This is a genomic window from Sediminicola sp. YIK13 (assembly GCF_001430825.1).
GTDB lineage: Bacteria > Bacteroidota > Bacteroidia > Flavobacteriales > Flavobacteriaceae > Sediminicola.
This window is the reverse complement of record NZ_CP010535.1, coordinates 543146-559060: the sequence shown is the minus strand read 5'-3', so window position 1 is coordinate 559060 and position 15915 is coordinate 543146. Positions and strand designations below refer to the sequence as shown.

Below are 15915 nucleotides of genomic sequence, written 5' to 3'. Positions count from 1 at the left end.
TTTTATCTTTATTATATCTCCCTACAAAATCTAAACAGAAACACTATTTTTGCAAAGAAAATTTCAGTTGATGTTTGAATTCTTTAGTAAGAAAAAATTTCTGGTAGATTATTTGGAGAATTTTGTGGACATGCACAACCATATTCTTCCGGGTATAGATGATGGTGCAAAAACAGTTGAAGAATCTATAGAATTAATAAAGTCATTTTCTGAATTTGGGGTACAAAACTTCATTGCAACGCCCCATATTATGGATAACTATTATCCCAACACCACTGAAACCATACATACCTCACTGGAAAAATTAAAAAAAGGTATGTATGCCAATGACCTAAAACATGTTTCGTTTGATGTGGCTGCAGAACATATGATAGACGCCAATTTTGAAACTTTATTGGACAAATCTGAAATGATGCCGTTACGAAAAAATTATCTTCTGGTGGAGATGTCCTATTTACAACCTTCCATAAATTTTGAAGAGGCTATCCAAAAAATTGCGTCTAAACGTTTCTTTCCCATACTTGCCCATCCAGAACGATATAATTTTCTTCAACTTAAATCCTCAAAATTTAAGAAATACAAAAAAAAGGGAATCCTATTCCAGATGAACCTGCTGTCATTAAGTGAATTTTATGGGAAAGATGTGCAAAAGAAAGCCCTTCACCTTTTGGATGAAGGACTTATAGATTTTGTAGCCTCAGACGTGCACAATATGCATCAATTGCAAAGTTTAAAAGAAATTAAACTTACCAATAATCAATTGGAATTAATGCTACCTCTCATTGATAGAACCATCCAATCTTTTTATTAATCATTCTGATAGTATAAAATTACTTTCTAACTACTAGTTTATAATTCATAATTACGGCTGAACCATTCATCAGGCTGACCAAGTAAATCCCGTCTTCAAGACCCGTAACATTAAACTCATAAACACCTTCTCCAATTTTCATTTCACCAGCATCAAATTGGGCAACCAATCTACCACCGATATCACGGATATAAATATCCTTTACTATGAGTAAGGGATCGGAAATCGCGATCTCAGATCTCACTGATGATGGGTTAGGGTAATGTCTTAGTGTGTGTATTTTTTTACTATTGTTTCCTGAATCAAAGGATGTTGTAGCGCCATCTGTACTTCCTTTTGCTGTACTTACAATCGAGAATGTTTGCGTAAGACTGCCAAGATTTGAGCCACTGAGGTTGGAACCACTATATGCCGTTGCTGTCATGGTATAGTTGCCCAATGGGAATGGAACACCGGAATAATTACCGCCACTGTCACCGAACAGAGCATACGGTGCCACGTTCTCAGTTCGGCCATTGTTTACTGGGCCAGATAGCGTAAGTCGGACACTCCCTACTGTTGCCGGATTTGTATTGGCCCGTATACTTAGGGTCTTTCCTTGGGAGGTTGTTTCTACAATCTGTTGGTTGTTGGTTAAATTGAACATATCCACATCCTGACCTGCATCTACAAGGGTAAAACTTAATACACCGTTCTGGCTCGGATTATTCACCTGTATGTTTATATTGTCCGAATCCTGTAGGCCACCAGTATCAGTAACGGTTAGGATCGCATTGTAGTTGCCTGGAGTATTATAAGTATAAGGAGATGGATCTGCAACAGCCGATGTTCCAACACCGTCACCAAAATCCCATGCATAGATCAAATTCAAAGCCTCATCCTCCGGATCATTTGAGGTACTGCCATCAAAATCTACAATCAGCGGGGCGTCACCATTGGTAGGACTTGTCGCAGCAGCTACGGCAGTCGGAGGTAAATTACCCCCTCCTTGATCCGCTATTGAGAAAGGAACAGTCATTGTGCCTAGATTCGTTCCGCTGAGATTGGAACCACTATAGGCCGTAGCACTTGCTGTATAGTCGCCCAAGGGGAAAGGAACCCCTGAATAATTACCTCCGCCATCTCCAAATAGTGCATAAGGTGCAACATTCTCTGTACGGCCGTTGTTCACAGGTCCTGATATAGATAATCGAACACTTCCCACAATTGAAGGGTTAGTATTTGCCCTTATACTAAGGGCCTTGCCTTGCGTAGAAGCGGCATTGATCTGTTGGTTGTTTGTTAAATTTAATATATCCATATCCACATCCGCATCTACCAGCGTCAGGCTCACTATGGCGTTCTGATTGGAGTTATTTACTTGTATGCTTATATTGTCCGAATCTTGTAAGCCTCCAGTGTCCGTAACGGTAAGGATTGCATTGTAGGTGCCTGGTGTATTATAGGTATAGGGAGGTGGATCTGCAATGGCGGAGACTCCTACACCGTCGCCAAAATTCCAGGCATAGATCAAATCCGATGCCGCATCCTCGGAGTCATTGGAACCACTGCCATCAAAATCTACGCTCAACGGGGCATCACCACTGGTCGGACTCGTCGCATCAGCTACAGCTGTCGGGGGAAAATTGCCCCCTCCCTGATCCACAATTGAGAACATCACCGATAATGTACCAAGGTTTGTACCGCTGAGACTGGAGCCACTATAGGCCGTTGCGGTAATGGTATAGTTGCCCAATGGAAATGGCACGCCTAAATAATTGCCACTGCTGTCACCTAACAGTGCATAGGGTGCCACATTCTCGGTACGACCGTTGTTCACAGGGCCAGATAATGTTAAACGGACACTCCCCACCGTTGCGGGGTTCGTATTGGCCCGAATACTTAGGGTCTTACCTTGGGTAGTAGAAACGTTGATCTGTTGGTTGTTTGACAAGGTTTCAGGGATATCCACATCCAGGTCCGCATCTACAAGGGTAAAACTTATTACTCCGTTCTGGTTTGGATCATTTACTTGAATGGTCACATTGTCCGTATCCTGCAAGCCACCACTGTCCGTAACGGTAAGGATCGCATTGTAGGTGCCTGTTGTGTTATAAGTATAGGGAGGCGGATCTGCAAGGGCCGACGTTCCAACACCGTCACCATAATCCCAGTCGTAGCTCAATACCGTTCCGTCCTCCGGATCATTTGAGCCACTGCCATCAAAATCCACGCTCAACGGGGCATCACCACTGGTCGGACTCATGGTGCCGGCTACGGCCGTAGGAGAGGTATTCGTATTAGGATTGACTGAACTATTTAATGAAATTGAAATGGAGGACGATGTACCATAATTTAAGGTAAGTGTTGCAGTTTGCCCTTCAACGTTTCCTGTAAAGGCAACCGTGACGGAATGGGTTGTGTTTGGCTTTATCAAACCATTGGTAAGCCCACCGGAAACAATACTGAATTCATTGGCGTTTGGTCCGGATAGCTGCATTGATTTCACAAACACCCCTACATTTCCGTTGGCAACACCAATGTCAAAATTGGCCGATGACCCCACACCTATTTCCAGAGAGGATGGTGCCGATAAAGTACTGGCAATACTTGGAGCGCCCTGTGGGGCATCCGTGCCAAAGTACTCCATGTTCTTCTGGGTGCCCCCCCCGACTTTATGAGAGCCTGCCAAAATGAAGATGCCATCGCCCGATACTATTGCCTGGGTCCCGTGGCGCTCATGGTTCATGTCCGCCAACCGGGTCCATGTCCCCGTGGACGGGTCGTACTGTTCCGTTACCTTAAGGGCATCTTTGGTCAATGTACCGTAAACCATATCGTCGAATACCTCTCCCCCGATGACCACCAACTTGCCATCGAAAACAGCTGTGGCCGATCCGCCCCTGGGCGTGGGTATGTTCTGCTCCGATGGCAGTGCCCCCCATGTACCGGAGGTAAAGTCGTAAACGTCCACTTCCGGGACCAAGGGCTTGAAAGTGCCCTCGGGCCCACCGGACAATCGTCCCCCGGCGGCATAGAGCTTGTCACCGATAACCGCTGCATGGAAATGGTCCCTTGAATGTGGCGCATCCGCCAATGGGGTCCAGGTACCCGTTGCCGGGTCGTACTCGTCGAACCAGCTCACATAGCCCCCGTTGTGGCCTATGGTGTTGCCCCCCACTATATAGAACCTATCGTTGTGGACCACCAGTCCCGCCGCACCCCGTCTCCTGTTGGCTGGGATATCGGGACCCTTGATCCATAGCCGTGTCGAGGGATCGAAGATCCATATCGATGCGGCCGGTGGCTCGGAAGGGAACCCAAAGCCGTCAAACGCGCCTATCACCCAGATCAGGCCCTGGTACTCGGTGGCCTGGAAATGGTGGAGATTCGCAGGGGCCGAATCCACCAATGGCGTCCATGAATCCGTCTTGTAATCATAAATATCTATGGTCCGGGTGCTTTCCTTGCCCCCCATAAGGTAAAATCTATCTCCGGCCTGTACCAACGAGCACTCATGGCGCTCGGTATACCCCTCGTTTTCGTCCTTGTCGAACCAGCTGGCACCACTGGGGGCACTGTCCAGAACTTCCCATATAAAAACAATACTTTCCGCATCATTGGTTTCATTGTCGCTATCGTCCACAGTAATAGTGACACTGTATGGGCTGCCCAATGCCGCGCCCGTACCTATGGTCCCTCCGATCTGCCCATTGGTGGGTTCAATGAACACCCCTGGGGGAAGTCCCAAGGCCGTATACTCCAAATTGCCGTCACCTCCCACTGCAGTAATCCCCAAGCTTCCATCCAATTGCTCTCCCTCAATACTTAGTTGATCAGTAATGGCATCCAAATATATCGGTGTTTGGGAATCAAATGTATCCAATATTTCGATTCCCCTTATTATTGGGTTTTGAACCACATCGTGCAAAAACTCAATATCTATAGAGCCATCGGTCACGTTCACGATATGGGCGATCACAGTGCCCACCTGATGGCCATAGGTACCGGAAAGATCAAGATTGTTTAATTTAGGGAATATTATACCCTCAATTGAAACGTCAAAGATGCGTTCTCCCGGTTGGGAGGTGCCAGACCAACCATTACCAAAATACAACCGGATTTCATATTTTCCACTTTCCTGAACAGGAAAGGAATAGGCCATATTGGGCGTCCCCGCTAAATTGTCGCTGCGCTCGGTCTGGAATATAGCCAGCGGTGTCGTCCCCTGGTCCACCTCCGCCGTATAGCTCGTTATTGGAAAACTTGATATATTATTGGTGCCCGGTTCCAACAAATAAGGGGATAAATTGCCCGGGGTGTCGACACCCCAATCCATATTGTCGTCTATCGCTGTGATTACACTCCCACCGGAATTTACCCTGTACAGTACCACCGGGGCATCAACAACATTAACGGTAAAGGTCTGTTCCACAAAAAGACCATCATCGTCCGTTGCTCGAACGGTAATGTCCGAAACCGCCGCTATGGAGGGAAAGCCCAAAGTGAGCTTACTCCCATTTATAAAGGCCGTTATCCGAGAATCAGTATTGTTAATAACAGTAAAGACCAGGTTACCCAAACCTCCGTCGTCCCCAAAAAATTCGTTCAAGTTGAACTCATAGTCCCCAGAACCTATATTTCTAGTCATATCGGGAAGTTTCTGTGCGATGAACGGTTGACCGTTCTGGATCCTTAAAAAATCCCATGTGCCTTCCAGTTCCACATCTGGGGCATTGGACGTGCCGATCATGCCCACGGCCAGATCCGTCCCTGCTTGCTGGATGGCCGACAGGACGTTCCCTTGGGCCGTGATCGTCCCCAGTAGGGCCCTTGCCCCCCCATCGAAGGCATATTCCAGAACCACCTCCCCGTTCGAAGGGTCCACCACAAAATAAAATGTAGAACCGTTATTGGGACGGTTTCCCGAAGCAATGGCTAGGGTAATGGGTGGTTGGGACAAATCATCTATCTCCTGTTGGGCCGTAAGTCCCGCTTTGGTGATCACGAACTTTATATAATTTGACTGGGTTCCGTCCCCTATGAATATCCCCAGCTCCCCATTCGGGGCACTGGTATTCCCGTATAACTGTAAGGGATCGTTGAAATTTGTTATGGCACTGGAAACCGTAAAGACCCCCGTATTCTGGTCCACCTGTACCCCGTACTGGAAGCCCTTCTCCTGGGTATTGGATCCTCCCAGGGCCGTCCCGGAGGTCATCTGCATGGTCATCGCCCCGATGGCCCCACCCAAAATATCGTTGGGGTTAGGGCCATTGTCCCTATCGTCCAACCAATCAAGCCAGTTGGGGCCGGAAGCCCCATTGTTCATCAGCCCCGTAAGGCCAAGGCCCTGATAGCCCCCCAGCCCATCCCCGTTGAACAGTTCGTTGTCCACCGGCAGGGCAAAGGCGTCACTGCCCCCATTGTTCGGATCACCAAGTTGGAACGGGTCCATGGCATCCGATATGCCATCGTCGTCATCGTCCATATCGTTAAGGTCCGAGACCAGGGGAGCACCGGCCGATTTGTCAAAATCATTGGGCTGGGAACCCCCGTTACAGGGATCCGTCCCATTGTCCTGCTCGTCCTGGTTGGTATAACCATCACTGTCATAATCCGCACTGGCATCGTAACCAGGATCGCCCGGAACCAGACAGGCCACAATGTCCTGGGGCTCGAGCACCTTAATGGTATTGTCAAAAGGGGCGGCCCATATCGTGCCTGGAAAGGGATCCGAATCACTGTTACAGGTAACCCCCAAAGTGGTGACCCCGCCTATATTGGCAAGTTGCGTGAGCGCTTGAAGGCTCCCATCTGCCTTTAGCTCCACCCTCCACAATATGCCCCCGCTCTTGCCGGCAATGAGGTTCCCCTTCATCGCCCCGTTGAAGTTGGTAGCGGTGTACTCGTCAATGCCATTGGTGTTCGTATCCCATATGGTCACCAGGGAGTCCTCTGGGCCATCTGGATTGTCAATCCCAGGGCCGCGCCAGTCACCTTCCTCCGGATTGGCCACCTGCACCGGTGGCCAGTTTGCAGGCAGTGCCTTGCTCGGATCGTCGGTGAACCCAGGGCCCGGACTGCTCGGGTCATAAATAAGGGTCCTGAACTCCGCTCCTGAGATACCGCTCTGGGAGGGCGTTGTATAGAGGCCCGCCCCAGTGGGGTTGGCCCTTACAGGGTTGGGGTGTCCCCCATAGAAACTTCCAAAACTGTAGTTCTGTATATCGGTGGTCACAAGGCTAAGGTGGTCCTCATTGTTTATGGCCTCCCCTCCCGAGGACGAGCCACTGCCGGGCTCCGATGGGTCATAATCGTTGGTAACCGTGCCAGACATTCCCTCGTTCATAGGGAAACCGCCCCAGCCACCATTGGCGCCATTGTCGGTAACATACACTGCCCCGCCATCGGTCACCACCAGATCGTAGGCATTACGGTACCCGGGAGAGAACACCTGCACAGGCCCGCCAGGGACCACCATGGCCTGGTTGAGGCCATCGTTGCCCCCCCAAGGGTCGTTCACATCTATTCCATTGTAGCCCGGAGCGTCACGATCCGTTATGCCGTTCACATTGGGCCGTGTAGGATCGTCCAGGGTCGGGAGGTCATATATATAACTCCGGCCGTTATCGTTCAGAACGGGCATGCCGTTGAGCATGGTCAGGTCCACCGAAAGAATGGCCGCAGATAGCGCAAATTCGGTCAGGTGTGCAAAATTTTTGGACGGGGCACCTGCATTGGTATGGCCCCCTGAGGCCACGATCAGGTAGTCCCTGCCCCCCACACTTACGAATTCCAGGCCATTGGTGGCATGGTTCTCCTCCGAGCGGGGAAGCCCGCGGACAAGATCGACAACATCCCAAGAAGTGCCGTTCCAGGAAAAACGGGTGATGACGCCCGAGTTCGTGTCCAGTCCAAGATCTCCATTGCCACCACCAGAGCCGCCACCGACACGGACATCGCTGGAAGTGACATAGAGCACGGGATTGGTGGCCGTTCCGGCAACCGTGAGGCCCGTCTTCTCCCTGGTCGTGCCAGAATATAACGAGCCATCGTCGTTATGGTTCTGAATCTGATGGACCTGGGTCAGGACTTCAGTATCCAGCACCACATAATCGCCGGGACCGTTGCGCTGTATCGTGAAGACCTTTATGGAACCCTTGTACTCCACTACATAGAGACGGCCATCGGGACCGAACATCATGGACGTGCCACGGTCTATCCCAACATTCCCATTGAAGTCAAGGGAACCCTGGGTGAAATTTACCTGGGCGTTTGTGTTTGCAATACCAAATATTCCCAAAAAGAAAATTATTGGCAAAAAGAAAAGCGTGATTCTTTGTAGGTAGTTGTTTCCCATAACTTATATTGTTAGAAAAAGTTATTGGGGAACTAAAAGTAATTGGGGAACTAACTATAAATAGGTGTGCATTTATAATGCTGATTAAATATAAAAACAATAGTAAAAATACTAAGAAATTTATATTGTAATTCCGATTAATCGACGTTATTCTTCGATTAAGCACAAAAAAGGAGTATCGAAAAAACACTAATTTTTTTATAAAAAAACAAAAGGGCTAACCAATTAATGTTAGCCACTAAAAAATAATTGAATTATTTAATTGTTCACCATGATTTTCAAGCCTAAGGCCTCTCCTTTTTCTGTCAATAAGGTCACAAAATAAATACCACTTCTTAAACCATACGTTGGAATTTTATAAGTTCCTGCTTCATAAATTGTTTGTGCAATATGACCCCTAATATATCTACCACTGGCATCATGTAAATAAACAATGGTTATAAAATCGTCTATTGGTTCACTTACCATAATTATGTTAGCAATACCATCAACCACAGGATTAAGAGCCGCCATGGCATCAAAATTCCCTACTTCAGTTGGGACATTGTCTATAATTACAATAGTAATTTCAGCTGTATCCATAAACTCTCCATCCGAAACTGTTAATACCACATCGAACTCACCAGCAAATCCATAAGTGTGCGATGGACTGGTTTCATTTGAAGTTGTACCATCTCCAAAATCCCAAGTATAGGAGATTATCCCTATATCATCCGTGGAAGCAGATCCATCGAAAGCAACTTCCAAGGGGGCGCTTCCTTCTAGGGGAGTTGCGGTGGCAACGGCATTTGGTGCCAAATTCGTTTCAGATATGGTTATCGTCATCGTAGCTGTACCTATTAAACCTTCTTCATCGGTTACCGTTAATACTACTTGGTAAGTACCCGCTTGGGTGAACGTATGGCTAAATGCTGAACCATTGGTCCTTATGGAAGACGTTGTTCCATCATCAAAGTCCCACTCATATCGTACTATTCCTTTATCATCTGTAGAATTTTCAGCACTAAAGAGTACGGGCAAAGGTGCGATACCATTAATTGGATTGGCAGTAATTGCAGCCACCGGCGCTTTATTGTTTGGATCGACCGGGTCATTCACCGTGATTTCCAAGGTGGTCGAGCCGGTCAGTCCACCGTCATCGGTAACGGTCAAGGTGACCGCGTACACCCCTGAATCCGTAAATTCGAAACTGGGATCCGCTTCCGTGGAAGTGCTTCCCGCTACATCCCCGAATTCCCATAAATAACTCGCTATCCCCACATCGTCCGTGGAACCGCTCCCTGTGAAGGCTACCGTCAAGGGGGCATCGCCAATGGAAACGTCCGATGATGCCACCGCCACGGGTGCCCCGTTGGGCGTGTTCACCGTGATCTCCAAAGTGGTCGAGTTGGTCAGGCCTCCATCGTCGGCAACGGTCAAGGTGACCGTGTACACCCCTGGATCCGTAAATTCGAAACTGGGATCCGCTTCCGTAGAGGTGCTTCCCGCTACGTCACCGAATTCCCATAAATAACTCGCTATCCCTATATCGTCCTTGGAACCGCTCCCTGTGAAGGCTACCGTCAAGGGGGCATCGCCAATGGAAACGTCCGATGATGCCACCGCCACGGGCGCACCGTTGGGCGTGTTTACCGTGATCTCCAAAGTGGTCAAGTTGGTCAGTCCACCGTCATCGGTAACGGTCAAGGTGACCGTGTACACTCCTACTTCTGTGAATTCAAAACTAGTATCCGCATCCGTGGAGGTACTTCCCACCACGTCACCGAATTCCCATAGATAACCCGCTATCCCTATATCGTCCGAGGAACCGCTCCCTGTGAAGGCTACCGTCAAGGGGGCATCGCCAATGGAAACGTCCGATGATGCCACGGCCACCGGCGCACCGTTGGGCGTGTTCACCGTGATCTCCAAAGTGGTCGAGTTGGTCAGTCCACCGTCATCGACAACGGTCAAGGTGACCGTGTACACCCCTGGATCCGTGAATTCGAAACTTGGATCCGCTTCCGTAGAGGTGCTTCCCGCTACATCCCCGAATTCCCATAAATAACTTGCTATCCCTATATCGTCCGTGGAACCGCTGCCCGTGAAGGCTACCGTCAACGGTGCATCCCCACTGGATACATCCGAGCTGGCCACGGCCACAGGCGCACCGTTGGGCGTGTTCACCGTGATCTCCAAAGTGGTCGAGTTGGTCAGGCCACCGTCATCGGTAACGGTCAAGGTGACCGTGTACACTCCTACTTCTGTGAATTCAAAACTAGTATCCGCATCCGTGGAGGTACTTCCCACCACGTCACCGAATTCCCATAGATAACCCGCTATCCCTATATCGTCCGAGGAACCGCTGCCCGTAAAGGCTACCGTCAACGGTGCATCCCCACTGGATACATCCGAGCTGGCCACGGCCACAGGCGCACCGTTGGGCGTGTTCACCGTGATCTCCAAAGTGGTCGAGTTGGTCAGGCCTCCATCGTCGGCAACGGTCAAGGTGACCGTGTACACCCCTGGATCTGTGAATTCGAAACTTGGATCCGCTTCCGTAGAGGTGCTTCTCGCTACATCCCCGAATTCCCATAAATAACTTGCTATCCCTATATCGTCCGTGGAACCGCTGCCCGTGAAGGCTACTGTCAAGGGTGAATTACCAGAATTTTGGTTTGCACTTGCCACTGCAACTGGAAATTGATTGATAGATTCTGAACTTACTAATGTTATATTTTGTTGATCTGAATTGCTATAATTTAAGGTAAGTGTTGCAGTTTGCCCTTCAACGTTTCCTGTAAAGGCAACCGTGACGGAATGGGTTGTGTTTGGCTTTATCAAACCATTGGTAAGCCCACCGGAAACAATACTGAATTCATTGGCGTTTGGTCCGGATAGCTGCATTGATTTCACAAACACCCCTACATTTCCGTTGGCAACACCAATGTCAAAATTGGCCGATGACCCCACACCTATTTCCAGAGAGGATGGTGCCGATAAAGTACTGGCAATACTTGGAGCGCCCTGTGGGGCATCCGTGCCAAAGTACTCCATGTTCTTCTGGGTGCCCCCCCCGACTTTATGAGAGCCTGCCAAAATGAAGATGCCATCGCCCGATACTATTGCCTGGGTCCCGTGGCGCTCATGGTTCATGTCCGCCAACCGGGTCCATGTCCCCGTGGACGGGTCGTACTGTTCCGTTACCTTAAGGGCATCTTTGGTCAATGTACCGTAAACCATATCGTCGAATACCTCTCCCCCGATGACCACCAACTTGCCATCGAAAACAGCTGTGGCCGATCCGCCCCTGGGCGTGGGTATGTTCTGCTCCGATGGCAGTGCCCCCCATGTACCGGAGGTAAAGTCGTAAACGTCCACTTCCGGGACCAAGGGCTTGAAAGTGCCCTCGGGCCCACCGGACAATCGTCCCCCGGCGGCATAGAGCTTGTCACCGATAACCGCTGCATGGAAATGGTCCCTTGAATGTGGCGCATCCGCCAATGGGGTCCAGGTACCCGTTGCCGGGTCGTACTCGTCGAACCAGCTCACATAGCCCCCGTTGTGGCCTATGGTGTTGCCCCCCACTATATAGAACCTATCGTTGTGGACCACCAGTCCCGCCGCACCCCGTCTCCTGTTGGCTGGGATATCGGGACCCTTGATCCATAGCCGTGTCGAGGGATCGAAGATCCATATCGATGCGGCCGGTGGCTCGGAAGGGAACCCAAAGCCGTCAAACGCGCCTATCACCCAGATCAGGCCCTGGTACTCGGTGGCCTGGAAATGGTGGAGATTCGCAGGGGCCGAATCCACCAATGGCGTCCATGAATCCGTCTTGTAATCATAAATATCTATGGTCCGGGTGCTTTCCTTGCCCCCCATAAGGTAAAATCTATCTCCGGCCTGTACCAACGAGCACTCATGGCGCTCGGTATACCCCTCGTTTTCGTCCTTGTCGAACCAGCTGGCACCACTGGGGGCACTGTCCAGAACTTCCCATATAAAAACAATACTTTCCGCATCATTGGTTTCATTGTCGCTATCGTCCACAGTAATAGTGACACTGTATGGGCTGCCCAATGCCGCGCCCGTACCTATGGTCCCTCCGATCTGCCCATTGGTGGGTTCAATGAACACCCCTGGGGGAAGTCCCAAGGCCGTATACTCCAAATTGCCGTCACCTCCCACTGCAGTAATCCCCAAGCTTCCATCCAATTGCTCTCCCTCAATACTTAGTTGATCAGTAATGGCATCCAAATATATCGGTGTTTGGGAATCAAATGTATCCAATATTTCGATTCCCCTTATTATTGGGTTTTGAACCACATCGTGCAAAAACTCAATATCTATAGAGCCATCGGTCACGTTCACGATATGGGCGATCACAGTGCCCACCTGATGGCCATAGGTACCGGAAAGATCAAGATTGTTTAATTTAGGGAATATTATACCCTCAATTGAAACGTCAAAGATGCGTTCTCCCGGTTGGGAGGTGCCAGACCAACCATTACCAAAATACAACCGGATTTCATATTTTCCACTTTCCTGAACAGGAAAGGAATAGGCCATATTGGGCGTCCCCGCTAAATTGTCGCTGCGCTCGGTCTGGAATATAGCCAGCGGTGTCGTCCCCTGGTCCACCTCCGCCGTATAGCTCGTTATTGGAAAACTTGATATATTATTGGTGCCCGGTTCCAACAAATAAGGGGATAAATTGCCCGGGGTGTCGACACCCCAATCCATATTGTCGTCTATCGCTGTGATTACACTCCCACCGGAATTTACCCTGTACAGTACCACCGGGGCATCAACAACATTAACGGTAAAGGTCTGTTCCACAAAAAGACCATCATCGTCCGTTGCTCGAACGGTAATATCAGATATAGCCAACAAAGATGGATAATCTAATGTAATTATATTTCCATTGATTGATGTAGCTATTTGTGGATCGGAATTGAACTGTACTGAAAAGGTCAAATTATCAATACCCTTGTCATCATCAAAAAAATTACTTAAATCTAAATTTTCGTCCGGTGAAGCAATGTACCTATTTAGATTTGGTAAATTTTGAGTTATAATAGGTTTATTCGTTGCAACTTTCAAATAATCCCATGTCCCTTCCAGTTCCACCCCTGGCGCATTGGAGGTACCTATCATGCCAACGGCAAGGTCGGTGCCCGTTTGCTGTATGGCGTCCAGAACCGGTCCTTGGGCCGTGATCGTCCCCAGTAGGGCCCTTGCCCCCCCATCGAAGGCATATTCCAGAACCACCTCCCCGTTCGAAGGGTCCACCACAAAATAAAATGTAGAACCGTTATTGGGACGGTTTCCCGAAGCAATGGCTAGGGTAATGGGTGGTTGGGACAAATCATCTATCTCCTGTTGGGCCGTAAGTCCCGCTTTGGTGATCACGAACTTTATATAATTTGACTGGGTTCCGTCCCCTATGAATATCCCCAGCTCCCCATTCGGGGCACTGGTATTCCCGTATAACTGTAAGGGATCGTTGAAATTTGTTATGGCACTGGAAACCGTAAAGACCCCCGTATTCTGGTCCACCTGTACCCCGTACTGGAAGCCCTTCTCCTGGGTATTGGATCCTCCCAGGGCCGTCCCGGAGGTCATCTGCATGGTCATCGCCCCGATGGCCCCACCCAAAATATCGTTGGGGTTAGGGCCATTGTCCCTATCGTCCAACCAATCAAGCCAGTTGGGGCCGGAAGCCCCATTGTTCATCAGCCCCGTAAGGCCAAGGCCCTGATAGCCCCCCAGCCCATCCCCGTTGAACAGTTCGTTGTCCACCGGCAGGGCAAAGGCGTCACTGCCCCCATTGTTCGGATCACCAAGTTGGAACGGGTCCATGGCATCCGATATGCCATCGTCGTCATCGTCCATATCGTTAAGGTCCGAGACCAGGGGAGCACCGGCCGATTTGTCAAAATCATTGGGCTGGGAACCCCCGTTACAGGGATCCGTCCCATTGTCCTGCTCGTCCTGGTTGGTATAACCATCACTGTCATAATCCGCACTGGCATCGTAACCAGGATCGCCCGGAACCAGACAGGCCACAATGTCCTGGGGCTCGAGCACCTTAATGGTATTGTCAAAAGGGGCGGCCCATATCGTGCCTGGAAAGGGATCCGAATCACTGTTACAGGTAACCCCCAAAGTGGTGACCCCGCCTATATTGGCAAGTTGCGTGAGCGCTTGAAGGCTCCCATCTGCCTTTAGCTCCACCCTCCACAATATGCCCCCGCTCTTGCCGGCAATGAGGTTCCCCTTCATCGCCCCGTTGAAGTTGGTAGCGGTGTACTCGTCAATGCCATTGGTGTTCGTATCCCATATGGTCACCAGGGAGTCCTCTGGGCCATCTGGATTGTCAATCCCAGGGCCGCGCCAGTCACCTTCCTCCGGATTGGCCACCTGCACCGGTGGCCAGTTTGCAGGCAGTGCCTTGCTCGGATCGTCGGTGAACCCAGGGCCCGGACTGCTCGGGTCATAAATAAGGGTCCTGAACTCCGCTCCTGAGATACCGCTCTGGGAGGGCGTTGTATAGAGGCCCGCCCCAGTGGGGTTGGCCCTTACAGGGTTGGGGTGTCCCCCATAGAAACTTCCAAAACTGTAGTTCTGTATATCGGTGGTCACAAGGCTAAGGTGGTCCTCATTGTTTATGGCCTCCCCTCCCGAGGACGAGCCACTGCCGGGCTCCGATGGGTCATAATCGTTGGTAACCGTGCCAGACATTCCCTCGTTCATAGGGAAACCGCCCCAGCCACCATTGGCGCCATTGTCGGTAACATACACTGCCCCGCCATCGGTCACCACCAGATCGTAGGCATTACGGTACCCGGGAGAGAACACCTGCACAGGCCCGCCAGGGACCACCATGGCCTGGTTGAGGCCATCGTTGCCCCCCCAAGGGTCGTTCACATCTATTCCATTGTAGCCCGGAGCGTCACGATCCGTTATGCCGTTCACATTGGGCCGTGTAGGATCGTCCAGGGTCGGGAGGTCATATATATAACTCCGGCCGTTATCGTTCAGAACGGGCATGCCGTTGAGCATGGTCAGGTCCACCGAAAGAATGGCCGCAGATAGCGCAAATTCGGTCAGGTGTGCAAAATTTTTGGACGGGGCACCTGCATTGGTATGGCCCCCTGAGGCCACGATCAGGTAGTCCCTGCCCCCCACACTTACGAATTCCAGGCCATTGGTGGCATGGTTCTCCTCCGAGCGGGGAAGCCCGCGGACAAGATCGACAACATCCCAAGAAGTGCCGTTCCAGGAAAAACGGGTGATGACGCCCGAGTTCGTGTCCAGTCCAAGATCTCCATTGCCACCACCAGAGCCGCCACCGACACGGACATCGCTGGAAGTGACATAGAGCACGGGATTGGTGGCCGTTCCGGCAACCGTGAGGCCCGTCTTCTCCCTGGTCGTGCCAGAATATAACGAGCCATCGTCGTTATGGTTCTGAATCTGATGGACCTGGGTCAGGACTTCAGTATCCAGCACCACATAATCGCCGGGACCGTTGCGCTGTATCGTGAAGATCTTTATGGAACCCTTGTACTCCACTACATAGAGACGGCCATCGGGACCGAACATCATGGACGTGCCAAGGTCTATCCCAACATTCCCATTGAAGTCAAGGGAACCCTGGGTGAAATTTACCTGGGCGTTCAACTGGCCAACATAAAGACATAACCAAATCAAAAACAGATAACAATAATGTTTTTTTCTAAAGTAAATGTGCCACATTTATCTAATTTTTGGCATT

At 50.2% G+C, this 15915-nt stretch carries 3 protein-coding genes; 1 reads left to right on the top strand and 2 read right to left on the bottom strand.

What is annotated here, in order from left to right; translation table 11 throughout:
* Window positions 1–70 precede the first annotated feature (70 nt).
* The gene (locus SB49_RS02485) at window positions 71–811 is read left to right on the top strand and encodes a tyrosine-protein phosphatase (protein ID WP_062053529.1); all 741 of its coding nucleotides are present in this window, start codon (window positions 71–73) and stop codon (window positions 809–811) included.
* A gap of 19 nt (window positions 812–830) precedes the next feature.
* Here the strand turns inward: SB49_RS02485 and SB49_RS02480 are convergent, their stop codons facing one another.
* Window positions 831–8153: a PKD domain-containing protein gene (locus tag SB49_RS02480; RefSeq protein WP_082591062.1), complete on the bottom strand. Its 7323-nt coding sequence runs from the start codon at window positions 8151–8153 to the stop codon at window positions 831–833.
* 258 nt (window positions 8154–8411) lie between these two features.
* Window positions 8412–15896: a PKD domain-containing protein gene (locus SB49_RS02475; RefSeq protein WP_062053528.1), complete on the bottom strand. Its 7485-nt coding sequence runs from the start codon at window positions 15894–15896 to the stop codon at window positions 8412–8414.
* Window positions 15897–15915: the final 19 nt, after the last annotated feature.

Coding starts and splice junctions, on each gene's coding strand:
- SB49_RS02485 (WP_062053529.1), top strand. CDS start 71: ATGTTTGAATTCTTTAGTAAGAAAAAATTTCTGGTAGATTATTTGGAG.
- SB49_RS02480 (WP_082591062.1), bottom strand. CDS start 8,153: ATGGGAAACAACTACCTACAAAGAATCACGCTTTTCTTTTTGCCAATA.
- SB49_RS02475 (WP_062053528.1), bottom strand. CDS start 15,896: ATGTGGCACATTTACTTTAGAAAAAAACATTATTGTTATCTGTTTTTG.